Origin of the sequence: Actinoplanes sp. CA-142083 (genome assembly GCF_050942195.1) — a bacterium.
GTDB lineage: Bacteria > Actinomycetota > Actinomycetes > Mycobacteriales > Micromonosporaceae > Actinoplanes.
Window position 1 is genome coordinate 8,956,380 of the sequence record NZ_CP192076.1, and the last position, 23,260, is coordinate 8,979,639.

The window sequence follows — 23,260 nt, forward strand, 5'->3', positions numbered from 1 at the left end:
CTTCATGCCGTCACCGTGCCGGCCTTAAATGAGAGACCCGGGCCCTTCCGGTTACCGATCGGTAATGACAGGGTGGGTCGATGGCGGACTTCGATGTCGTGATCGTGGGCAGCGGCTTCGGCGGGAGCGTCAGCGCGCTGCGCCTCACCGAGAAGGGTTACCGGGTCGGCGTGCTCGAGGCGGGCCGGCGCTTCACCCCGGCGACGCTTCCCAAGACGTCGTGGGACCTGCGCAACTTCCTCTGGGCGCCGCGCCTGGGCCTGCGCGGCATCCAGCGGATCACGCTGCTCAAGGACATCGTGGTGCTGTCGGCCGCGGGGGTCGGCGGCGGCTCGCTCGTGTACGCGAACACGCTGTACCGCCCGCCGGCCACGTTCTTCGACGACCCGCACTGGGCCGGCATCACCGACTGGGCGACCGAGCTCGCACCCCACTACGACCAGGCCTCCCGCATGCTCGGCGTCACCGAGCAGCCGACGATGACGCCGTCCGACGTGGTCATCAAGCAGGTGGCGGAGGAGATGGGGGTGGGTGCGACCTTCCGCCGTACGCCCGTGGGTGTGTTCTTCGGGGAGCCGGGCAAGACCGTGCCCGACCCGTTCTTCGGCGGCGCGGGCCCCGAGCGGACCGGCTGCACCCAATGCGGCAACTGCATGATCGGCTGCAAGGTGGGCGCGAAGAACCGCCTCGACGTCAACTACCTCTACCTCGCCGAAAAGGCCGGGGCCATCGTGTACGCGGACACCGAGGCGACCGCCGTGCGCCCGGGCGACACCGGCTGGATCGTCGAGGCCGGCAACCGCGTCTTCACCGCCGATCACGTGATCCTCTCGGCCGGCGCGCTCGGCACCCAGCGGCTGCTGCACGCCATGCGCGACACCGGCGTGCTCCCCGGGATCTCAGCCCGGCTCGGCTCGCTGACCCGCACCAACTCGGAGGCCCTGCTCGGCGCGCAGGCCGGCGCGGTGCCCGCCGAGCCGTTCTCCCGGGGCGTGGCGATCACGTCGTCGTTCCACCCCGACGCCACGACCCACATCGAGCCGGTCCGCTACGGCCCGGGCAGCAACGCGATGGGCCTGCTCGCCACGCTGCTGGTCGACGGCGGCGGCCGGGTGCCCCGTCCGGTCAAGTTCCTCGGTCACGCGCTGCGGCATCCGTACGTCCTGGCGCGTTCGCTCTCGGTGCGCCGGTGGAGCGAGCGCACGATCATCGCGCTGGTCATGCAGACGCTGGACAACTCGCTGACCGTGCGCCGCACCAAGCGCGGCCGGCTGACGACCGCCCCCGGGCACGGCGAGCCGAACCCGACCTGGATTCCACAGGGCCACGAGGCGGTCCGCCGGATCGCCGAGAAGATCGGCGGTTTCCCGGGCGGGACGGTCGGCGACATCTTCGACATTCCGATGACGGCGCACATTCTCGGCGGCGCGACCATCGGCGATTCCTGGGACACCGGCGTGCTGGATCCGTATCACCGCGTTTACGGGTATGACGGATTGCACGTGGTCGACGGCTCGGCCGTTCCGGCGAATCTGGGTGTGAATCCGTCCCTGACGATCACGGCGATGGCGGAGCGGGCGATGTCCCTCTGGCCGAACAAGGGCGAAGAGGATCAGCGCCCGCCACTCGGTTCACAATATGAACGACTGGAGTCGGTCGCACCCCGAAGCCCGGTCGTTCCGCTAGGCGCGCCGGCCGCTCTCCGTTGAATTGGACGAACCGCCCCGGCACCGGAGAATCGGCGACGAGGCGGCTCGGGTCTGAGCTCTCACGCTCGGGAACAGGTCGATCCGTTCAGCGTGAAAGAGGGCGGGTTGGCGAAACTGCCGGAGTAAGTTCCTTGAAAACCGAAGGACGTGTTGGCGCCCGGGGCGATGCTGCCGTTGTAGGAAACATTGCGCGCCGTGATCGCGCCGCTCGATCCGGTGAGCGTGGCATTCCAGGAACTCGTGATGGACTGGCCACTCGGCAGGGTGAAGCCCAGATTCCAGCCGTTGATGGCGCTGGAACCGGTGTTGGCCACCGTCACATTCGCGGTGAAGCCCGAATTCCAGACGTTCGTGCCGTAGGTGACCCGGCAGGCCGACGTGCCGCCGGTCGGTGGCGTGGTGGGCGGGGTCGTCGGCGGCGTGGTGGGCGGGGTAGTCGGGCCGGTGGGACCGCCGCCGTTCACCGATGCCGAGAAGTTGGTGACGGCCAGGCCGGCGCCGCCGATCCAGGGCTCGAAACCGGCCTGGATGCTCGTCAGGTACCACGAACTGGTGATGGCGCCGCGGTTCTTCGTGTCGTTGATGAAGTCCAGGACGCTGAAGCTCCAGCTCGTGATCGGCGACGGCGCCACGTACGAGACCACCGCGTTCGACCCGTTGCTGCCGCGCCAGACCTCCCAGTTGCGGCCGCCGATGGTCGCGTTGCCGACCACCGAGCCGATCGGCTGGATCGAGCCCTGCCGGTTGAACCAGATCATGATTTCCTGCTGGTTGACGCCGTCCTTCTTGGGCGACGGGTCCAGCCAGATGTCGTACGCGGCGTCGTAGGTGGCGCCCGAGACGTACTGGTAGCTGATGCTGCTGGTCGCGCTGGAGATCGCGCTGACCTGCATCGGCAGGTTGGTGCCGGGCGAGCAGTTGGTGTAGTGGCAGCCCAGGTAGACCGCCGGGTAGGAGACCGGGGCGCCGCTCGTGTTGCCGGTGCCCTGCTGGGTCTGGATGGAGAAGCCGGTGCTGGTGACGTTGATGCACTGCTGGGCCGAGGTGCCCCAGCGGTTGTTCATCACCACGTACCGGCCGCCGATGGTGGTGCTGCCGTACTGCTCGCAGATCTGCGTGTCGGCCGCCGCTGGTCCGGCGACGGCGAAGGCCGTCACGACCGCACCGGCCAGAAGGCCGAGGGCCGCGAGGGCGCGGATGGCACGTCTCATTGCGAAGCTCCTTGAGAGGGGATCCCGCGGGGACGGGTGGTGGGAGCGCTCCCACGACACGTTACAGGACATTGACGAAGCTGAAAAGTAGGTGTCACCGACAACGTCCGAAGAACCCGCCTGGGTGCCCCCGCGCGCCGAGAGAATTGCGACATGCAGAGCGGCAATTTGCACTGAGAACTGCAGAGAGACAGAATGAAAGCGTATCGACATTCGCGGCGCCACGCCGCGTGCGCATAGTCGTCACTCAAATGACATCGTTGTAGGAGCAGGCACACCATGGCCAAGCAGGTAATAACCCTTCTGACCGACGACATCGACGGCGGAGAGGCCGACCGCACCGTCGAGTTCGGACTCGACGGTGTGAACTACACGATCGACCTCTCCGAGAAGAACGCCGGCAAGTTGCGTAAGGCGCTCGACCCGTTCCTGAACGCGGCTACCCGGGTCGGCCGCAGCAACGTCGTCTCCCCGGCCCGGCGCAGCTCGCCGGCCAGCACCGGGCGGGCCAGCCGCGACCAGAATCAGGCGATTCGCGAGTGGGCGAACAAGAACGGGTACGAGGTCTCGGAGCGCGGTCGCATCCCGAGCCACATCGTCGAGGCGTACCACAGCAAGCGATAGGTTGATCCCCATCGCCGCATAAAACGGCGTCGCCCGATCCTCGGCGGCGCCGTTTTTCTCGCAAAGGGGAGAGCCATGCCGGTCGTAATCGTCACCGGAGCATCGAGCGGAATCGGCCGCGCCACCGCGATCCGGCTCGGCCGCGCCGGTTACACCGTGGTGCTCGCCGCCCGGCGCACCGACAAATTGGAAGCGGTCGCCGCGGAGATCGGCACGGCCGTCGCGGTGCCCACCGACGTGCGCGACCCGGCGGCGATCGAGGCCCTGGTCGCGCGGGCGCTCGAGGTGGACGGGCGCATCGACGGCCTGGTCAACAACGCCGGGATCGGCGGCGACTCCTCGATCCTCGCCGACGACGACGTGGTCACCCAGATGATCGACGTCAACCTGGTGGCGCCGATCCGGCTGATGCGCGCGGTCGTCCCGATCATGCGGGAGCAGGGCGCCGGCTCGATCGTGAACATCGGCTCGGTGGCCGGCGAGATCGGCCTGGGCGGCACGTACTCCGCCACGAAGTTCGCCCTGCGTGGCATGAACGACTCCGTGCGGCGGGAGCTGATCGGCACCGGCATCGGCGTGACGCTGATCGAGCCGGGCTTCATCGACACCGGCTTCAACAACCGCAAGAACCTCCCCGGCCCCGAGATCGTCGCCGCCGCGATCGAGAGCGCCCTGCGCCGCCCGCGCCGCCGCACAGTGGTCCCGCTCAAATACCGAGCCGCGATCGTCGCCGCGACCGCGATGCCGTTCCTGGCCGACCGCCTCTACGCCGGCCGCGCCGCCCGCAAACCCCGCCCCTAACCCGCCCGGCCCGGCCTCACGGTCCGGGGTCAGGCCCGACGCCCGCATCGTCCCGCGCGATGGCTGCCGTGCCGTCCGACGCGCGTAGCGGGAAGAATGTCGCGAGCTCCTGCCGCGTCTCCAGGCGCAGCTTGCGGAAAGCGTGCGTCAGGTGCGTCTCCACCGTCCGGCGGGTGATGTAGAGCCGCTCGGCGATCTGCGGGTTGCTCCAGCCCGCGGCCGCCAGCTCGGCCACCCGCTGCTCGGCCGCCGTCAGCGCGTCCCATCCGGACACCGCGGCTCGCCGTGGGCGGGCGCCCGCCGTGTAGAGCTCGCGCCGGGCCAGGCGGGCCAGCCGCCGCATCCCGCCACGGTCGGCGAGCTCGAGCGCCTTCCGGAGCGGTTCCTTGGCGGACGCGCGGCAGTTCGCCCGGCGCAGGGCGGATCCCAGCGCCAGCAACGATCGGGTGTGCTCCAGCCGCGCCGGGGTCTCCGCCAACAGGTCCACCGATTGCCGCAGGAGGTCGATCGCCTCGCTGCGATCGCCGGTCTGCGCCAGAGCCCTCAGGCCCGCGCCGCGCGGACCGGGCAGGCCGACCCGCTCGGCCAGCTCCAAGTGCTCCTCGGCGAGCTTGCGGGCGCCGCCGATGTCGTCGAGGGCCGCGAGCGCCGCGCAATCGTCGACGCGCCAGCCGGCGATGCCCGGATGCTCGACGCCGAGCCGCCGCCACGCGAGGGCCGCCGCGAGGCAGTCGTCGTGTGCCTCGACCGGGCGATGCTGGGCGAGCCGCAGGCGGGCGCGCCGCTCCAGCAGCATCGCGGTGGTGAGGAGATCCGGCTGCGGATCGGCGGACTCCAGCAGAAGATCGGCCGCCGCCGGCTCGTCCAGCTCGACCAGCGCGTCGACGAGCGGGACCAGCGCCCACCCCGACGACGCGTGCTCGAAGGCGGACCGCGCATCGGCCTCGGCCTCCGTGATCCGGCCCAGGTGCAGTTCGGCCATCGCCCGGAGGGCCCGCTCATGGGCGAGAGCCGGCAACCGGCGTCCCGAAGGTGTCGCGCCGCCGTCGGCCCACGCGGCCTCGAACTCTCCACAGGCGATCAGCGTGAGCGTGGCGAAGGTCTCGAGCATCGAGCCGGCGTCATCGGCGGCGGCCGGCCCCAGCAGACTCCTCGACTCGGTGGCGGGCCGGGCGTCGCACACCGACTCCCAGGCCGCGTGGACCAGCCAGAGCGCGGGCCTCCGCGGGTCGGCCATGCGGTTGTGCAGCCGCTCGCGGGCCTCGGCCACCGTCGACGCCCGGAGCCACGCGGCGCCGACGAGCTCCGCCTCCAGCTCGTTGTCGTCCTCGGCCGAGTGCGTGAGGCCGAGGCGGCAGAGCCGGATCGACTCCTCGATCTGTCCGTCCAGGGCAAGGGCGCGTCCGCCGGCGAGGGCGATGCGGGCTCGCTGGGCCGGGGTCACGGCCGAGCGCACCGCGCCGTCCAGGTACGCGCCGGCGCCGGCCTGCCCGTGGGCCGCGAGCATCAGTCCCAGTTCGCCGCGGGCCTCCGCCTCGACGGCGGGATCCGCGGGCGGCTCGGCCAGGGCGCGCCGGAGGAAGGCCAGGGCACCCTCCGGCGCCCCGCGCAGCTCGGCCCGGCATGCCGCGTCCCGGAGGATCGCGACCGTCGCCGGCTCGGCCGCGGGCTCGCTGTGCACGAGATGGGCGGCGACCGCTTCCGGGTCGGCACGTTCCCGCCGCAGCAGGGCGGCCACCCGCGCATGCCGGAGGGACCGCTCCCCCGCCGCCATGCCGCCGTAGAGCGCGCCGGCCACGAGCGGATGCGTCAGCCCACAGTTCGCGCCCTCGCCGTCGATCAGCCCAGCGGCCCGCAGGTGGTCGGCCAGCCGCGCCGCCTCGACGGCGCCGATCTCCGCGACCTCACGCGCGTGGCGAAGCGGCGCGCGACCGCCAAGGACGGCAAAGGCCCGGGCAAGCGCGTCGGCACCACCCGGAAGGCGGCCGAGCTGGGCTCGCACGCTCCGCGTGACCTGGGCCGGAGCGACGGCGGCCAGCGACGCCGCGAGCTCGTCGGTCGGGTCGATGCGCTCGGCGATGAGGTGGTCCAGCAAAGCGCCGACGAGGAACGGGTTTCCGCCGGTGGCGGTGTGGGCCGCGGCGGCGAAAGCGGGGCCGGCCGCGGGCATCCGCTCGCGCATGACGGTGCCGACGGCGGCGGCGTCCAATGGGCGCGGGCGGATGGGCGGCTCGGGCGCCGCGGCCAGGAGCTCGGTGAAGACGGTGGGCTCGGTGGGGGCCTCGCCGGAGCGGACGGTGCAGATCACGCCCAGTGGCAGGCCGGCCGTGCGGTGGATCAGGCGCACCAGCCAGCGCAGCGAGCGGACGTCCGTCCAATGGGCATCGTCGATGACCAGCAGGGTCGGTGAGCGCTCGGCCAGGGCGCAGGCCAGCGAGATCAAGCCGTGGGCGCCCGCGTGGGCGGCGTCGCCGGAGAGCGAGCGGGGCTGCGGCGGAGGGTCGAGCGCCCGCGAAGCGAGAGCGGCCGCGCCGACGGCCAGCTCGGGCCACTCGGGGCCGGCTCGGATGGGTGAGAAGAGCTGGCGCGCGACCGCCCAGCCGGCGTCGCGCTCGAGCGGGGCGGCCCACGCCCGCAGGACCCGCACGCCGGCCGTCCGGGTCTTTCTGACGGCCGCGCCGAGCAGGCTCGACTTGCCGATGCCGGCCGGGCCCTCGACCACGATCAGACGCCCGGCGCCGGCTCGCACGATGCGGATCTGCCGCTCGAGGGCGGCGATCTCCCGTTGCCGGTCCAGCAAATCCCGTGGCACGTAGTGAGTCTGTTTCCGGCCGCGGCGAGGTGTCCAGCTACGGTCGGCCACCCGTCAGGCCAATTCTCGTGGTGCGCTCCACGATTCGCCGCCGGGGCCGCTCGCCGACTCTGGGAGACAGCAGGCGCCTGCGAACAATCCAACGATCAAGGAGAACAACGATGACCATCGCCCAGAACGACGTCAACGTCATCACGATCGAGAGCGACAACGACGACTTCACGGCCGGCACCGCGATCAACCTGAAGGTACGGGCCGAGGTCGGCGGGACCCTGTTCGGCACCGGCGGCAGGTATCGGGTCCGCCTCACGCTGACCGACATCACCAACCCGACGTTGCTGGACTCCCAGGAGACCGTGGGCAACTTCGGTGATGCCAACTGGCCGGCCGCCGGGGACAACCTGTTCAGCTTCTCGGTGCCGGCCGCCGCGACCGCGGGCCGGTCCGGCGATCTGCTTCAGCCCCAGGCCCGCCTGGTCGGCAACGCGGCCGCCCCCTTCGACAACTCCTTCGTCGTCGGGGACACCCTGTTGCTCACGCCCTGAGAGGCAGCGTGGTGCCGGCCCCGGTTCTAGGCGGCGGGCACCACGTCCTCGGCGCGGTCGCGCTCGGCCAGCATCGTCCACATGGCCTCGGCCAGGTCGGCCGGGTCGACAAGCGGGATCTTCGTGACGTCGATCGGCACCTCGCCCGACACGGCTGCCGCATGGCCGGCGCTGCCGCTGATCATCGCGGCCACGTGCAGCACGCCGGCGTAGACGCCCTGCGGGGCGAGCTCGGCGTGCAGCGACAGGAAGTAGTTGCGGGCCGCCGCCATGGCCGGGCCGAAACCGCTCAGCCCCGGCATCGGGCGGATCGCCGAGACGCCCTGGCCGAGCAGGATGCCGCCGTCGCCGCGGGCCAGCATATCCGGGAGCACTTCGCGCACAACCGCGATGGGCGAGAGCAGGAACAGATTCAGGTATTCCTGCTCCTTCTCGACCGTCAATTCCGTCGCGCGGGTGAATAAATCGGTTGTGATCGGGGCGTACTCGATGACGTCGATCCGCCCGAAACGCGAGCGAATGTCGGCGATCAGCGGGGGAATACCCGAAACATCCCGCAAGTCTGAGGGAAACGCGGCGGCTTCACCGTCGAGCGACGAAGCCAGCCCGGAGAGCCGCCCGCCGTCGCGCGCGACCAGCGCCACCCGATACCCCTCCCGGGCGAACCGCCGCGCCACCGCCGTCCCCAGGCCCGTCCCGGCACCGAACACCACAACCGTCTTGGACATCGCTCGCTCCCAACTTGATGGTGGCATCAAGTTAGAAGAACTTGAGGTCGACGTCAACTTTCTATACTGGCGGGATGGAGCAACCCCTGCGCCGCGACGCCCGGCGCAATGTCGAGCGCCTGACCACCGCCGCCGGGGAGGTTTTCCGGGAGCGGGGGCTGGACGCGCCGCTCGAGGAGATCGCGAAGGCCGCGGGGGTCAGCGCCGGCACCCTGTACAACCGGTTCGGCGGCCGGGACGCGCTGATCGACGCCGTGATGCCCGACGTGGTGGAGGCCAAGGTGCGCGACGCCATGCGCCGCGCCGAGGCCGAGGCCGACCCGTGGGACGGCTTCGCGCTCTACGTCACGCTGCTGTGCGAGCTGACGGCCGGCGACCTGGCGGTGGGCGACGCGGTGAGCCGGCGCTACGCCGACGCGCGGCGGCTCACCGAGATCTGCGACGCGCAGATGGACGGGGTGCGCGGGCTGATCGCCAAGGCGCACGCGGCCGGCCGGCTGCGGGCCGATTTCACCGCCGAGGACCTGCCGTTGCTGCTGTGGACGACCTCGACCGTGGTGCGCGCGACGGCGGGGACGGCGCCGGAGGTCTGGCGCCGGGCGCTGGCGTTCACGCTGGACGGGCTACGGCCGGCAGCCGCGATGAACGAGCTGCCGGCCGCGCCCCTGTCACCCCAGCAGGTCCACGAGGTCATGCTGGCGATGGGTACGAAACGTCAGGGCAGGTAGTAGTTCGGGTTCGGGAGCTTGAAGGTCTTGTCGGCGTAGCCACCCTTGAGGTCGCTGTACTGGTCGCCGAAGTTCGCCACGATGTCGTAGCCGAGCGACTCGATGTGCGCCCGCGTCGCCGACTTGTAGTGGATCGTCGTGCACTTGCCGTCCGGGTCGGCGGCGCACGCCGTCTTCAAGTAGGCCGGGTACGCGCTCACGTCCGGCTTGGTGAACAGGCCGTCCTCGCCGTCGCGCAGCGCCGTCGGCTTCGGGTACCCGGCGTCCACGCCCACGCCGTCTGCGGTGAGGTTGCCGAGCGTGGCCTGCTCCTGCGAGGTCGGGCGCCCGGTCAGGAAGAAGATCGCGTACCCCTCGCGCTCGGCCGCCTTGACGGTCGCGACCATGCCCGGCACGGCCGGGAACTTCTGGCCGTTGACGTAGTCGGCGTTGGTGGTGGGGTTGTACGCCCAGTTGCTGAACACCTCGTAGTTCCAGGTGGCCAGCGTCGTGTCGTCGACATCGAGGACGATCGCCTTGGTGGCGTGCCCGTGCGCCCGGTAGTGGCTGAGGTAGCGCGCGCCGTCGGAGGCGACGCCGGAGGCCTCGCGGGCATAGTTGCCGTCGGCCGCGAACTGCCCGGTGCCCAGCGGGTCGCCGTAGTAGTTGCGCAGCTGCTGACGCAGGACGTCGATGTTGGTGACGTCCTTCTCGGAACGCGGGGTGATCGTCTTGATCGCGGGCTGGGCGGTGCTCGTGGCCGCGGCCCAGCCGACGCCGGCGCCACCCAGGACCGCCGCGGTGACGGCCACGGCGGCCACGGCGACCCGGCGGGGACCGCGCAGGGAAGTGATGTTCATCCGGCGGACGTTACGCCGCCTGCCCACCCTGCACATATGACATTTGAGCTAGGGCCTCGGTGCCGTCGACCGGGCTCGACCAGAGGTAGCCCTGGCCGAACGGGCAGCCCAGCCGGGCCAGCAGATCGCGGTGGACCGGGGACTCGATGCCCTCGGCGATCACCGTGAGGCCGAGCGTCTGCGCCAGCCCGACGATGCCGGTCACCAGGGCCAGCTGCTGCGGGCTGTCCACCATGTCGTCGACGAACATCTTGTCGATCTTCACGACGTCGACCGGGCGCCGGTGCAGGTAGCCGAGCGACGAGTACCCCGTCCCGAAGTCGTCGATCGCCACCCGTACGCCATGGTCTCGAAGAAGCGCGAGGTCACGCCAGACCGTTTCGTGATCGCCCGCGAGCAACGTCTCGGTCAGCTCGATCATCAACGCCGCCGGCGGCACGTCGGCGTAGGCCAGGGCCTGCAGAACCTCGTCGACGAAGCCCGCCTCGCGGAACTGCCGCACCGAGACGTTGACGCTCACGTACGGCAGGCGGTCCGGCGGCAGCGCGCGGCGCCACTGCGCGACCGTGTGCAGCGCCTGCTGCAGCACCCAGCGGCCGATCGGCACGATCAGCCCGCTCTCCTCGGCGACCGCGATGAACTCGGCCGGCGCGACGATCCCCTTGGTCGGGTGGAACCAGCGGACCAGCGCCTCGAAGCCCACCGGCTCGTCCGAGCCGAGGTCCACGATCGGCTGGTACGCGAGCAGGAAGTGCCCCTCGTGCACCGCGTGATCCAGCGCCGACCGCAGCTCCAGCCGCTCCACCATCGCGCCGTGCAGGTGGGCCTGGTAGCGCCGCCACTGGTTCTTGCCGGCGCCCTTGGCCACGTAGAGCGCGAGGTCGGCCTGCCGGAGCAGCTCGTCGGCGCTGTCGGCCTCGGGGGTCGTGGTGATGCCGATGCTGGCCACCGCGTTCAGCGAGGTCTCGCCGTCGATCACGATCGGCTCGGCCAGCGCGGCCAGGATGCGGTTGGCGGTCTCCTCCACCGCGCCCGGGTCCTGCACGTTCTCGATCAGCGCCGCGAACTCGTCGCCGCCGAGCCGCGCGGCCGTGTCGTCGGCCCGCAGCGCGCCGGCGATCCGGTCGGCCACCCCGATCAGCAGCGCGTCGCCGGCCGCGTGGCCGAGCGTGTCGTTGACGATCTTGAAGTCGTCCAGGTCGATGAAGAGCACGCCGACCACCGAGCCGTCGCGGGCGCCCCGGGCCAGCGCGTGCTCGAGCCGGTCGTGGAACAGCACGCGGTTGGCGAGCCCGGTCATCGCGTCGTGGAACGCCTGGTGGGTGAGCTCCTGCTCGAGGCGGCGCTGCCGGGTGACGTCCCGCAGCGTGATCACCATGCCGGCCACGGTCGGCTCACCCGACAAATCCGACATATGCATTTCAAGCAGGATGTCGCCGGGGCCGCGGAGATCGGCGCCATCGTGGGACAGCAGGCGCAGGTCGTCCGGGTGGATCAAGTCGGACAAAACGCCGCCGGTCGGGTCGCCGCCGAATACCCGCACCGCCGAGGGGCTGGCATACCGGATGGTGAGGTCGTCGAGAATTAGGATGACATCGGCCGTGTTCTGCACCAATGTTCGGAAATAGGTCTCGCTGTCGCGGCGGGTCACCTCCTGGCCCAGCTCGATCCGCTCCAAGGCCAGCGCGGCCTGCCCCGCCAGCACCTCGAGGGCACGCTGCAAACCGGGCAGCGCCTTCTCCGGCGCGCCCACGTGCAGGACACCCACCAGCGGCTCGCCCACCGGCCGGTCCGCCAAGATCATCGGGCAGCGCAGCGTCGTGCTGAACTGGGTGAGCCGCACCGCGACCGCCCAATCCAGGTCGCGGGTCAGGACGATGCCGGCGGTCCGCCGCACCGCCGGGCCCTCCTGCGCGACCGCCCGCGCCAGCACCACCCCGTGCGGGGTGTGCGGCGGCAGCAACTGCCCCACCGCCGTGCGCACCGCGTCGGCCACCGCGTCCACGTCCGCCGCCGACACCAGCGCCGCCGACGCCTGCCGCAGGCCACGCTCGCGGGCCAGGGCCTGCCGGTGGTTCGCCATCGTGCCGGCCATCCGCAGCAGCACCAGCAGGAACGTGATCGCGCTCAGCACCGCCACCACGGTCGGCCCCACCGCGAACAGCACGGCCGGCGCGACCAGCGCCAGCAGCGCCACCCGCAGGCGGCCCCGCTCGGAGGGCGGCTCGACGGCCGGCACGCTGAGGAAGTTCATCGAGGAGTGCAGCGCCGCCAGACCCGCCCCCGCATAGAAGGCGAAGCGTCCCAGCGCGGCCGTGTCGTCGATCCAGCCCAGCTCGTAGCCCACGTCGGCCAGCAGCATCAGCACCACGCCGCCGCCGAGCAGGCTCCCGGCCACCAGCCGGCGGGCGCTCAGCAGCCGAGTCACCAGGCCGAGGCAGAGCAGGTCGCCTAGCGGGTACGCCAGCATCAGCCAGTCGTGGTCGGCCACCCGCGGACCGAGCACGAACGTCCAGGCGATCAACGCTCCGCCGGCCGTCACGGTGAGCGCGTCGAGCAGCGCCGCCCGGTCCCGCGCCTGCCCGGCCCGGCGCCGCACGAACGTCAGCAGCACGCCCGCCAGCACCGGATAGGCCGCGGTGACCAGCACCGTCCCGGCGTCGGCCGGATACAGGAACCCGCCCGCCGACGACAGCGCCACCGACCCCGCGAGCCAGGCCCACGGCGTACGATCATCGGCTCGGTTGCGCCGGACGCCCCACCAGACCGCAACCACCGCGGAGAGGCCCGCCGCCAGGCGAATCGCCGGCCGCTCCGCCGGCGCCAGGCAGAAGGCGACCACGAGCGCCACCATCCACCCGCCGAAGACCGGCATCCTGCTCCCTTCGTCCTACGTCCCCGTCGCAGATCGGTCCGGCAATTCGCGAGCTGAGACAATCGGCGCGTGCTCCTCGAGTTCATCCGCGCCAACACCGAGCTGGCCGCCGTGCCCTTCGTCCCCGAGATCTCCCTCTTCCAGGCCGCCGAGCCGATCGAGCTGTGGGAAAAAACGGAGGAATCCGGCACGCAACAGCCGCCCCCGTTCTGGGCCTTCGCCTGGGCGGGCGGCCAGGCCCTCGCCCGCCACCTGCTCGACCACCCCGACCTGGTCTCCGGCCGCTCGGTGCTCGACCTGGCGACCGGCTCCGGCCTGGTAGCCGTCGCCGCCGCGGTCGCCGGCGCCACGCCCGTGACCGCGAACGACATCGACCCCTACTCGTTGGCCGCCGCCGCGGCCAACGCCATCGCCAACGACGTGAAGGTGACGCTCTCCGAGAGCGACGTGCTCGACACGAACCCCGAGGCCGCCGTGATCCTCGCCGGCGACGTCTTCTACAGCCGCGAGATGGCCGCCCGCGTCCTGCCGTTCCTGCGCCGCGCCGCCGCCCGGGGCTGCCTGGTCCTGGTCGGCGATCCCGGGCGCGCCTACCTGCCGGCCGAGGGCCTGATCAAACAGGCTGCCTACGACGTCCCGGTGATCGAGTCCCTGGAGAGCGTGCCGTTCCGCCATACAACGGTCTGGCAGGTGCGTTAAGGGCTTCCTTCTACGCGTACGAGGCCCAGGCGCTTCCCGACCACAAACACCGAGTCCCCGCCGCGCAGAACCGGCTCGCTGCGATCCCCGGGCCGTAGACACGCTGCGGCCGGTGTGGCCCATCGCCGGCATCGGGCGGGTCGCCGTCAGCGACCCGCTCCCGCCACGCGGGTGGGCACCGCAGGCGGCCTGCCACGCGGGTGGGCGCTGCGGCCGGCTTGCCACGCGGGGTGGGCTGCGGCCGCCTTGCCACGGGGTGGGCTGCGGCCGCCTTGCCACGGGGGTGGGCGCTGCGGCCAGCCTGTCACGCTGGGCGGGTGGGCGCTCAGGGTTGCCATGGCCCGGCAGGTGCTGGGTCGCGCCAAGCACCGCCCGTCGCGCTCCGCGGGCAGCGCGCCGCGGCCCTGATGAATTGGCGCGCGTGGCGAACACGAACTCATCAACCTCGCCACGCGCGCAGGCTAGCCCGGGCTCGACGACCGCCCTCGTCGCGCGACCTTGATGAGTCGGCGCGCGCGGCGAACGCGAACTCATCAACATCGCGGCGCCGAGCCACCCACTGGCCGCGACGGGCCGCGCCTGCGCAACCGCCCGCTTGCCGGGCCATGGCAACCCGGAGCTCCCACCCGCGAGCCGTGAGCGAGCCGCCGTGAGCGAGCCGCCGTGAGCGAGCCGCCGTGAGCGAGCCGCCGTGAGCGAGCCGCCGCCGTGAGCGAGCCGCCCGCGAGCGAGCCCCCGTGAGCGGGCCGCCGCCGTGAGCGAGCCGCCCGTCAGCGAGCACCCGTGAGCGAGCCGCCGTGAGCGGGCCCCGGGCGGCCGCATGGCCGCAGCGTGTCTACGGCCTGGGGCTGCAGTGAGCTTGTTCTGTGCGGCGGGGACTGGGCGGATTCGGCGGGGAGGGGCTGCCTCGTACGATCAAAGGCTTTTTTGCAGTAATTGGCATAGCTCGAAGCCGTCGGCGATGGTCTCGTCGGGAATGGGCCACGGGGTGACGGGCTCGGTGGCGGTGCGCGGGGACGGCATGAGGATGGCCTTGGCCACGTCGGCGCGGCGGGCGCAGACGATGTCGCGGCGGCGGCTGTCGCCGATGAACCAGCACGCCTCCGGGGGGACGCCGAGGATGTCGGTGGCGTTCCAGATCATCTGGGGGTTGGGCTTGCGGACGCCGGCCTCGTCGCTGTAGATCTGCGCGTCGAAGAAGTCGCTTATTTCAGCTTTTTTGAGGAAGTCTCGGTGGGCGGCACCGGAAAGGGTGTTGCTGACCACCGCCAGGGGGACGCCGGCGTCGCGGGCCGTGGCCAGGGCATCGGGGATGCCGGGGCGCAGGGCCCAGTTGTCGCGGTACGCCCAGTCGTAGGAGAGCTTCTTGACTGCGCCGCGCACCGGGACCTGGGCGGCGGGCGGCCAGCCGGGCAGGACGAAGCGCTCCCAGACCTCGGCCTGCGTCAGCTCGTCCGGCCAGTCCTCGTCGCGCCAGCGGGCGTAGGCGGCGTTGCCGTCGGTGAGCGAGCGCTGGATCTCGCCGGGAGTCAGCGCGCCGCGGGCCATGTTGTAGATGCGCAGGACCAGGGCGGGTGGGGCGGATCGCTGCGGCGGCGCGTCGGCGAGCACGCCGCCGAAGTCGAGGAGCAGGGCGCCGGGACGCATGTCAGCGGGAGGTGCCCAGCATCCAGGCGCGGACCCCGCCGACGATGCCGGCCGTGTTCGGCACGACCACCACGTCGTCGCCCATGCGGGCCAGCTGGGTGGGGGTGATCAGGCGGGAGTTGCCGCCGCCGAGGTAGAGCCGGTCCCAGAGGAACACCGGGCGCAGGCCCTCGACGACGTTGCGGACGCGGCGGGACCAGAGGGCGTCGCCGAGGCGGCGGCGCTCGTGCTCGCCGATGTACGTGTCGTACGACATCCCCCAGCGCACCGGCGCCTGCGACATCTCGAGGTGCGGGGCGAGCACGCCGCCGTCGAACAGCGCGCAGCCCAGGCCGGTGCCGAGGGTGAGCATGAGCTCGCAGCCGGCCCCGGCCACGACGCCGGCGCCGTGCACCTCGGCGTCGTTGAGCACCAGCGTGGGCAGGCCGAACGCCTCGGCCAGCGCGGTGCGGGCATCGAAGCCGCCCCACGCCGCGAGCAGCTCGGGGTCAACCTTGGTACGCGGGCCCGAGCGGGTCACGTAATGCGGGGTGGCCACCACGACGCCGTGCCGCAGCATCCCGGGCATGCCGACGGTGACCCGGTCGGCCTGCGGGAGCCGCTCGCCGAGCTGCACCAGGGTCTTCACGAACAGGTCGGGCGGCAACGGGTACGGCGTGGGCACGCGCAACGGCTGGGCCCGCATGGTGCCGGCCTCGTCGAGCACGGAGCCCTTGATGCCACCGCCGCCGCAGTCGATCGTCAGGGTGAAAGCCACGCCGCCAGTTTGCATGGAGGTCACCTCCTCGCACAGCAATTGTGACCCCTATGCCTCCTCGGCCGCCGTCTGCAAGGGCCGTAGGCGAACCCGGGTGATGGCCCGGCCGGTCACCTCGACTACCTCAGCCGTGAACTCCGGCAATTCGACCACCTCGCCGGGATCGGTGGGGATGTGCCCCAGCGCGGCCAGGACCATGCCGGCCACCGTGGTGTAGTCGCCGTCCTCGTGGGCGTGCGACTCGTCGTGCAGGCCGATGTCGGGCAGGTCGTGGATGGGGAACGAGCCGGGCATCAACAGCGCGCCGTCGGCCTCGCGGACCACGGCGGCCACATCCCGGTCGGTCTCGTCGTAGATCTCGCCGACGATCTCCTCGACCAGGTCCTCCATGGTGATGATGCCGTCGATCGCGCCGCGCTCGTCGACGACGAGGGCCAACTGGGCGTGCTCCCCGCGCATCTGCCGCAGCGCGTCGCTCACCCGCAGCGTCTCGGGCAGGAACAGCCCGGGACGGCAGACCGAGTCGACCGGGCCGTCGGCGTCGATCAGATCGCGCAGGTGCACGACGCCGATCACGTCGTCGAGGCCGGCCGGGCCGACCACCGGCGCGCGGGAGTGGCCGCCGGCGATCAGCTGGCGCAGCGCCTGGTGCGCGGGCGCGCCGGTGGAGAGGGTGAGCACGTCGCGGCGCGGCACGAGGATCTCGCGCAGGATGCGGTCGGCGATCTCGAAGGCGCCGCTGATGATCGTGCGCTGCTCGATCGAGAAGTCCTGCTGTGCGGCGACCATGTCGCGGATCTCCTCGGTGGTGACCTCCTCGCGCTGGGCGGACGGGTCGCCGCCGGCCAGCCGCACCACCACGTTGGTCGAGGCGCCGAGCAGCCACACCGCCGGGCGGGAGATCATCGCGAGGATGTCGAGCGGGCGGGCCACCAGCAGCGCCCAGCCCTCGGTGCGCTGCATCGCGATCCGCTTCGGCGCGAGCTCGCCGATCACCAGCGTCACGAAGGTCAGCGCGATCGTGACGATCACGATGGCGACCGGCTCGGCGGCGGTGCCGAGGAAGCTCAGCGGGCCGAGCAGAGGCTTGGACAGCGACACCGCCGCGGCCGCCGACGCCAGGAAGCCGGCCAGCGTGATGCCGATCTGGATGGTGGCCAGGAACCGGTTGGGGTCGCGGGTGAGCCGGCCCAGGATCTTGCCGCTGCGGGACTGCCGTTCGAGCCGCTGGATCTGGCTGTCCCGCAATGACACCAGCGCCATCTCGCTTCCGGAGAACGCGGCGTTCACGAGCACGAGCACCAGGACCAGGGCGATCTCGCCGCCTGTGCCACCCATTTGTCGTCAGCTCTCCCGTTTTCGGCGAAGGCGAAGGGGATCAACGTACCCAGAGGGGTTGTTTAATACCGCGCGAACGACCGGATCGGCATCCGCGGGCCGAAGCGGGGCGCGCCGATGCCGCCGTGGGCGAGCAGGTCGCAGACCCGGCCGCGGTGGCCGCGGAACGGCTCGAGCAGCTCCAGCATGCGCGCGTCGGTGCCGCGCGCCTCGCCGGCCAGGCCCCAGGCCACCGTGTTGGGCACGTGGTAGTCCCCCACGCTCACCGCGTCCGCGTCACCGTAGGCGACCCGGGTCACCTCGGCGGCCGTCCACGGGCCGATGCCGGGCAGCGCGGTCAGCCGGCGGGTGGCCTCGGCGGCGCCGGCGCAGCGCTCGATGCGGCCGGCCTCGCGGGCGGCGCGCAGCAGGGCCTGGGTGCGGCGCTGCTCGACCCCGAGCGGATGGAACACCCAATAGGGGGAGGCCGCTATCGCGGCGGGATCGGGTGGGAGCACCAGATCCATCGGGCCCGGCGCCGGCTCACCGAATTTCCGGCAGATCATCCGGTACGCCCGGAAGGCCTCGACGCCGGTGACCTTCTGCTCCAGGATCGCGCGCAGCACGCGGTGGAAGACGAGCCCGGTGGCCGGCATCCGCAAACCGGCGAAGGTGCGGGCCAGCTGATGCACCAGCGGGTGGGCCTTGGCGAGGGCCGGGAAGTCGCTGACGTCGTCGCGCAGGCCGGCGATGGCGTCGGCGCGGTCTTCAAGGTAATCAGCGCCGGGGCCGTAGGCGGTGGCGGCCAGCTCGCCGCCGTCCTTGGAAAGGTGGAGCGTGCCCGGGCCGTCGGGGGTGCGGGCGGCCATCCACAGGTCGCCGGCGGTCAACCGCACGCACGGGTCGCCGTTGGGCGCCTGGAGCGAGGAGAGCGAGGCGCCGAAGGCGTACCGCTCGGGCGGCGTCAGGCGGCGGGTCACCGCGCAACTCTAACCACAGAAAAGACCGATGGCCCTGACCGCGCTCCCGGTCAGGGCCATCGGGGGGCGACCGGACACCCGAGTGATCCTGGTCGCCTGGGGAGCTGGCCGCTGAAGTCGTCCGTCAGGGGGAAGGGCGACCACCGGCGCCGACGGGGGGTCCCGGTCCGGACGGGGCAATGTCGGTTACCCCATCCGGCCCGGGTTCGGCTCCGGGTTCTGCGGCGACGCTCCTCGATCAGTTGTTAGTTGCCTCCGCGCGCGGCCCGGACCTGGATCTTCACTACGTCGAACGCCGGCGTCTCGTTGGCCCGCTCCATCATCGGGATACGGTGCGAACCGTCACCGGCCCAGGAGGCACACTGCGCGGTGCCCGTGGTCGGCATGCCCGGCACGTTGATGACGACCGAGTCGGGGGCCTTGCCACCCTTGCTGTCCTCGGTGGCCACGAAGAACGCGGGAACCGGCGACGGGTCGGGTGCCTCGTTGAGGTTCGGCAGCATGCGGCACGCGGTGTGGAAGTGACCGCGGACGATGCCGTCCTGCAGCACCGAGCTCTCCACGTAGTAACCGCCCTTGCCGGCCGCGAGGAACCGGTCACGGATCAGGTTGCGGGTGCTGACGGTCAGCGTGAACGCGGTGTTCACGGTGACGCTGCGCGGCGCCTGGGTGATCAGCAGCGACGAGTTGTTGGCGGCGCTGGAGACCTCACCGAACTCGGTGGTGACGCAGCGGTCGCCCTTCTGGAAGCCGTCGTGCAGCTCCAGCTGGCTCGTGGAGCAGTTGTTGGTGAGGATGCCGAGGCCGGCGCCGGGCGGCGGGGTGGTCCCCCCGTCCGAGCTGGTCGGGTCGGGCGCGGGAGCAGTGGTCTCCTGCTGGCCGCCGCCGTTGTTCCCGCCGTTGTCGCCGGTGCCGCCGCCGTTGTCACCAGTGCCGCCACCGTTGTCGCCCGTGCCACCGCCGTTGTCGCCGGTGCCGCCACCGTTGTCACCAGTGCCGCCGCCGTTGTCACCAGTGCCGGCGCCGGTGTCGCCGGAGGCGCTCGGGTCGGCGCTGGGGTCCGCCTGCGGGGCGGTCGTCGCTTCCGACGTCGGCGCGGTGGTCTGCTGACCGCCGCCGCCGTTGTTGTTGCCGACGTTGTTCATCACCCAGCGGCGGCAGCGCGCCCGCAGCTCGGCGGTGGTCGCCACGTCGCCGGCGCCGTCGTCCGCGTGCTGCGTGACCGCGCCGTTCTCCTCGGTCCACGAGCCTCGCCGGGTCTTGGTGGACAGCTTGGTGCCTGCCGGGGCCTGAACGTTGTCACATGCCGACAACGCCTTCCGCTGCGTCCGGTTCGTGGACGCGCTCGAGATCTGGGTGACGGTGACGATGCCACCGAACACCACGAGCGTGGAAGCGACCGCGATGATCCGGCGACGGCCGCTGAACCAACCCGAATTCCTGGATGATGCGCGCCGGTACTTGGACCTTCGCATGGGGGGACACCTTTCTCTGTCTCGATGACCTGGACGGGGTTTGGGGACTACCTCGCCCGGAAGATGCGCATGGTCGTGATGACGCCGGCCACGAGTGCGGCGGCGAGGACTAGGAGGATCACCGTGGTGTTGACACCCGGGATGGCGCTGGTGCTGCTGTGCGCGGCCGCGACCATCTGCCCGTCGACGGGCACCGGGCCCGCGTTCGGGTTCGCCGGGGGCGGCGCGGTCGGGAGGTCGCCGTAGCTGACGATGCCGGTCGACTCCAGCAGCGTGATGTGCGTCAGGACGAACTGGTTGGTCTGCTGGGCGAGCTGGCGCACCGAGTCGTTGCGGGTGCTGGCCCGGATCGTCGCGATGGCCGGGAAGATCTTGCCGTGCGCCGCGCGGAGCCGGTCGACGAAGATCTGGTCGAACGTCGTCGCGTTCGCGTTCCTCATCTCGCTGAGCCAGAATTGCTGGTCGGAGTTCGGCTCGCTCGGCAGGTCGATGCTGAGCTTCTTGGCCACGTCACGGTCGAGCTTGTCCAGCAGGACGTGCTGGGCGGCGATCGATTTGCCGATGGTGACGACGCGCGGGTCGTCCGACTTCTCCTGGGCCATGTTGCCGGCCGGGATCTCCCAGAGGCCGGCCAGCCGCACCTTGATCACGAAGTCGCGATCGGCCGCGCTGACCGAGCCGGCGCCCTTGGCGTTGAAGGAGTTCTGCGGCACCGGGATACCCGGGACGGTCCCGTCGGCGCGGGCCGGGGAGACCGGCGCCAGCAGGAACGTCAGGACCATTGCCGAAATGCCCACCAACCAGCGCGAGAGCCGGTGAGAGAAGCGGGCGGCAACCATTTCCAACCTCCGAGATCAGCAGTTTCTTAAATCGCGCTTAAGTCAGTAGCTGTAGTCGCTACCGGAACTGCCGGAGTCGCCCGAATCATCGGCGCCGGAATCATCGGCGGGCGGGGCGACCGGCTTGGAGATGGCGGGAAGGCAGGTGAGGTTCTTGGCGCCGTCCGGCTTGATCACGAACCATTTGCCGGAGACGTTCTGGCCCTTCCACTGACCGGGCTGCTTGTCGCCGATGTAGGTGTAGAGCGGCCAGCCCTTGAGCGTCAGCTGCTTCGTGCCGTCGGCGCGGGTGACCGTGCCGACCAGCTTCGACTCGACGCCCTTGATGGTCGGCTTGCCGTCGTTGGTGAGCGCGGGCGGCCAGATCTTGGCGCAGTCGCCGTTGCAGTTGGTCTTCGCCGGGTTGTTGGCGTCCGAGTCGAAGCGGTAGAGGACGAAGCCGTCCTCGTTCTCGACGACCGAGCCCATCCGCTTCACGGCGGTGCCGGTCAGCTTGTTGGTGACCTGGTCGTCGGAGAGGGCGGTGCTCGCGTCCGAGCCGGGAGGCGCGGTGGCGTCCGGGTCGGCCTCGGCGACGGGGTCGCTCGTGGCCGCCGGGTCGGCGGTCGCGCCGGGGCTCGCCGCGGTGTTCGAGGCGGGCTCCGCGGCATTTCCGTAGTCGGCGGCGTTGTATCCGGCCGGTGCGCAGCCGGTCACTGCGAACGCCGCGGCGATGGCCGCTCCCACGACCATCAACTTGCGCTTCTCCGGTACCACGTGCCCCTCCAGGGATTCCGCATCTGGCGTTTCCGGGCAGTAGTACGCGGGGCGGGCCGGGTCGGTTGAACAATCGGCCCAATCAATTCCCTTAATTTTGTTTGAAGCACGCGGCGTGTCGGCGCGGATACAAAAAAGGGCCCGGCCGATCGGCCGGGCCCCGCGAATTACTTCAAGATCTTTTACGGTACGCGGACCAGAGTGTCCCCGCCGCTGGTGCCCTTGACCTCTTGCACCTGGATGTGCGCGATGTCCTCGCGGGAGGTCGCGGTGATCGCCTGCAGCAGCAGCGGCTCCGGGTTGGCGGCGGTGCCCCAGCCCTTCTCCCCCACGTTCCACGAGACGAGCGGCTCGGTGGTGCCGTCGGTGTGCACCGCCAGCAGCCGGCATTCCAGCGGGCCCTTGATGTTGGAGATGGCGAAGGAGATCTGGGTGCCCCAGTCCTTCTTCTCCAGGGCCGCGTCGAGGTGCACGCCGGTGCGCGGGTCGGTGCCGCTGTAGCGCTGGCCGGCCAGGTCGGGGCCACCGATGCCGGGGCCGCCCTGGCTGTTGGGCAGCGGGTCGAGCTGCGAGCTGGTGCGCTGGGCGGTGTTGCCCGTCGACTTCTGCTCGGGCGCGAACCACTTGCCGCCGGCGAACAGCGCGCCGATCGACAGCATCGCGAAGATGACCACGGCGGCGGCCAGCGAGTAGAGCCGGCGGCTGTTGGCGCGGCGCCGCTCGGTGCGGACCTCGCCGAGCATGCTGTGCAGCATCACGCCGTCGCGCTTGGCTTCCTCGGCGGCGATCACGGCGCCCGCGTCCACGTCGGCGAGCAGGTCGGCGACCTGCACGAAGGATTCCAGCTCGAACGCGCACCGTGGGCACTCGATCAGGTGGTCCTCGAAACGTGCGGCGTCGTGCTGGTCCAGCACACCCAGCGCGTACGACGCGACGTCGTAGTGCTCTTCTTGCGTCATCACTCCGTCACCCCCCGCTGCTGCAACGCGGCACGCAGCGCACGCAGAGCGTAATACACACGTGACTTGGCGGTACCCAACGGAAGGTTGAGCTTCTCCGCCGCTTCCGGCACCGTCCGGCCCCGGAAGTAGGTCTCGATCAGGATCTCGCGGTGCGACTGGGACAGCTCGCGCAGCGCGTCGGAGACGGTCATCGACTGCAGGACGCGGTCGGTGTCGTCGGCGGTGCTGGGGAAGCTCTCCAGCTCGCGGTCGTAGGTCTCGGCGGGGCGGGCGCTGGCGCTGCGGTGGTCGTCGATCGCGATCCGCCGGGCGACGGTCACGAGCCACGGACGCAGCGACTGCTGGCCCTGCGCGCCGAGCCGGTGCGCGTTGCGCCAGGCCCGCAGCAGGGTCTCCTGCACGATGTCCTCGGCGCGCTGCCGGTCACCACCGGTCAGGCGCAGCACGAACATCAGCAGAGGGCCCGCGTGCTCCTCGTAGAGCATCTTGACGAGGGTGTCCTCGTGACTCGGCTCGGTCGCGCCGTGCCGGGGCGCCTGCTGCCGCGGGATCACCGAACCACCGTCATCCGCACCACGGCCTCCGTCGAGAGACTGCCACCGACCACCGCCGGAACGTTGCTGTGTCATCTGGCACACCCCGCCAGGCGCGAGTCGTTCCTCGACCAGCGCATGCATTGATACCTCCGCCCGGAGCCTTCCCCGTCGCCTGAGATACGGCTGGGGAGGCCCGCCGGGATCAACGGTGGCGTGGAAATTTCCGGGACGCGGGCGATCAACTGTCCTCCGGTGTCGTGTGGGGGCGTCACGGGGCACATCGACAGACGATCAAATTCATCCATCTGGACCGATATGCCTACCAGGGCGACCGAATAATACTCAGCCACACGCGTCCCAGGAAACGCCCTTCTGAGCAGCGGTGACGCACTGGCGGTGCGGTTCTCACCGGTCCGTAGG

General features: G+C 71.2%; 20 protein-coding genes. 6 read left to right on the forward strand and 14 right to left on the reverse strand.

Annotated features, from left to right (window positions below):
* Positions 1–80 precede the first annotated feature (80 nt).
* The gene (locus tag ACQPZX_RS41015; RefSeq protein WP_433368157.1) at positions 81–1,709 is read left to right on the forward strand and encodes a GMC oxidoreductase; all 1,629 of its coding nucleotides are present in this window, start codon (positions 81–83) and stop codon (positions 1,707–1,709) included.
* A gap of 59 nt (positions 1,710–1,768) precedes the next feature.
* Here the strand turns inward: ACQPZX_RS41015 and ACQPZX_RS41020 are convergent, their stop codons facing one another.
* Positions 1,769–2,920 (reverse strand): GH12 family glycosyl hydrolase domain-containing protein, encoded by a 1,152-nt coding sequence (locus tag ACQPZX_RS41020; protein WP_433368159.1) that lies wholly within the window; start codon positions 2,918–2,920, stop codon positions 1,769–1,771.
* Positions 2,921–3,199: 279 nt separating this feature from the next.
* Between ACQPZX_RS41020 and ACQPZX_RS41025 the strand changes: the two genes are divergently transcribed.
* Positions 3,200–3,544, forward strand: coding sequence for a histone-like nucleoid-structuring protein Lsr2 (locus tag ACQPZX_RS41025; RefSeq protein ID WP_433368162.1), 345 nt, complete (start codon positions 3,200–3,202; stop codon positions 3,542–3,544).
* Positions 3,545–3,619: 75 nt separating this feature from the next.
* The gene (locus ACQPZX_RS41030) at positions 3,620–4,345 is read left to right on the forward strand and encodes an SDR family NAD(P)-dependent oxidoreductase (protein ID WP_433368164.1); all 726 of its coding nucleotides are present in this window, start codon (positions 3,620–3,622) and stop codon (positions 4,343–4,345) included.
* A 16-nt stretch (positions 4,346–4,361) separates the two neighbouring features.
* On the opposite strand, the gene ACQPZX_RS41035 is transcribed toward ACQPZX_RS41030, so the two are convergent.
* On the reverse strand, positions 4,362–7,157 hold the full coding sequence (locus tag ACQPZX_RS41035; protein WP_433368167.1) for an ATP-binding protein: 2,796 nt from the start codon (positions 7,155–7,157) through the stop codon (positions 4,362–4,364).
* A 161-nt stretch (positions 7,158–7,318) separates the two neighbouring features.
* Between ACQPZX_RS41035 and ACQPZX_RS41040 the strand changes: the two genes are divergently transcribed.
* Positions 7,319–7,702, forward strand: a complete 384-nt coding sequence (locus ACQPZX_RS41040) for a hypothetical protein (protein WP_433368170.1) — start codon at positions 7,319–7,321, stop codon at positions 7,700–7,702.
* Between the two features lie 26 nt (positions 7,703–7,728).
* Here the strand turns inward: ACQPZX_RS41040 and ACQPZX_RS41045 are convergent, their stop codons facing one another.
* Entirely contained in the window at positions 7,729–8,457 is a 729-nt protein-coding gene (locus tag ACQPZX_RS41045) for an SDR family NAD(P)-dependent oxidoreductase (RefSeq protein WP_433385745.1), read from the reverse strand.
* A 47-nt stretch (positions 8,458–8,504) separates the two neighbouring features.
* On the opposite strand from ACQPZX_RS41045, the gene ACQPZX_RS41050 reads away from it, so the two are divergent.
* Positions 8,505–9,158, forward strand: a complete 654-nt coding sequence (locus ACQPZX_RS41050; RefSeq protein ID WP_433368173.1) for a TetR/AcrR family transcriptional regulator — start codon at positions 8,505–8,507, stop codon at positions 9,156–9,158.
* Here ACQPZX_RS41050 and ACQPZX_RS41055 read toward each other — a convergent pair.
* Together ACQPZX_RS41055 and ACQPZX_RS41060 are read right to left on the reverse strand one after the other, a co-directional pair.
* Positions 9,146–9,997, reverse strand: coding sequence for an HAD family acid phosphatase (locus tag ACQPZX_RS41055; RefSeq protein WP_433368175.1), 852 nt, complete (start codon positions 9,995–9,997; stop codon positions 9,146–9,148). The two genes, ACQPZX_RS41050 and ACQPZX_RS41055, sit on opposite strands and share 13 nt — an antisense overlap.
* Before the next feature lie 10 nt (positions 9,998–10,007).
* On the reverse strand, positions 10,008–12,872 hold the full coding sequence (locus tag ACQPZX_RS41060) for an EAL domain-containing protein (RefSeq protein WP_433368178.1): 2,865 nt from the start codon (positions 12,870–12,872) through the stop codon (positions 10,008–10,010).
* Between the two features lie 69 nt (positions 12,873–12,941).
* Here ACQPZX_RS41060 and ACQPZX_RS41065 point away from each other — a divergent pair, with 69 nt between their 5' ends.
* The gene (locus ACQPZX_RS41065; protein ID WP_433368181.1) at positions 12,942–13,571 is read left to right on the forward strand and encodes a class I SAM-dependent methyltransferase; all 630 of its coding nucleotides are present in this window, start codon (positions 12,942–12,944) and stop codon (positions 13,569–13,571) included.
* A 915-nt stretch (positions 13,572–14,486) separates the two neighbouring features.
* On the opposite strand, the gene ACQPZX_RS41070 is transcribed toward ACQPZX_RS41065, so the two are convergent.
* The 9 genes from ACQPZX_RS41070 to ACQPZX_RS41110 form a co-directional block, all read right to left on the reverse strand.
* Entirely contained in the window at positions 14,487–15,218 is a 732-nt protein-coding gene (locus ACQPZX_RS41070) for an HAD family hydrolase (RefSeq protein ID WP_433368184.1), read from the reverse strand.
* 1 nt (position 15,219) lies between these two features.
* Positions 15,220–15,975: an ROK family protein gene (locus ACQPZX_RS41075; RefSeq protein ID WP_433368186.1), complete on the reverse strand. Its 756-nt coding sequence runs from the start codon at positions 15,973–15,975 to the stop codon at positions 15,220–15,222.
* 48 nt (positions 15,976–16,023) lie between these two features.
* Entirely contained in the window at positions 16,024–17,313 is a 1,290-nt protein-coding gene (locus ACQPZX_RS41080) for a hemolysin family protein (RefSeq protein ID WP_433368189.1), read from the reverse strand.
* A 62-nt stretch (positions 17,314–17,375) separates the two neighbouring features.
* Positions 17,376–18,272, reverse strand: coding sequence for a DNA-3-methyladenine glycosylase family protein (locus ACQPZX_RS41085; protein ID WP_433368192.1), 897 nt, complete (start codon positions 18,270–18,272; stop codon positions 17,376–17,378).
* 245 nt (positions 18,273–18,517) lie between these two features.
* The gene (locus tag ACQPZX_RS41090) at positions 18,518–19,747 is read right to left on the reverse strand and encodes a Pecanex-like protein 1 (protein WP_433368195.1); all 1,230 of its coding nucleotides are present in this window, start codon (positions 19,745–19,747) and stop codon (positions 18,518–18,520) included.
* Between the two features lie 47 nt (positions 19,748–19,794).
* Positions 19,795–20,529, reverse strand: coding sequence for a DUF4142 domain-containing protein (locus tag ACQPZX_RS41095; protein WP_433368198.1), 735 nt, complete (start codon positions 20,527–20,529; stop codon positions 19,795–19,797).
* Between the two features lie 99 nt (positions 20,530–20,628).
* Positions 20,629–21,318 (reverse strand): COG4315 family predicted lipoprotein, encoded by a 690-nt coding sequence (locus ACQPZX_RS41100; RefSeq protein WP_433385748.1) that lies wholly within the window; start codon positions 21,316–21,318, stop codon positions 20,629–20,631.
* 206 nt (positions 21,319–21,524) lie between these two features.
* Complete coding sequence (locus ACQPZX_RS41105; protein ID WP_433368201.1) at positions 21,525–22,301, reverse strand: zf-HC2 domain-containing protein; 777 nt, start codon at positions 22,299–22,301, stop codon at positions 21,525–21,527.
* A complete protein-coding gene (locus ACQPZX_RS41110; RefSeq protein ID WP_433368204.1) occupies positions 22,301–22,981 on the reverse strand; it encodes a sigma-70 family RNA polymerase sigma factor in 681 nt (226 codons plus the stop codon). The genes ACQPZX_RS41105 and ACQPZX_RS41110 overlap by 1 nt, the downstream gene beginning before the upstream one ends.
* Between the last annotated feature and the right edge of the window lie 279 nt (positions 22,982–23,260).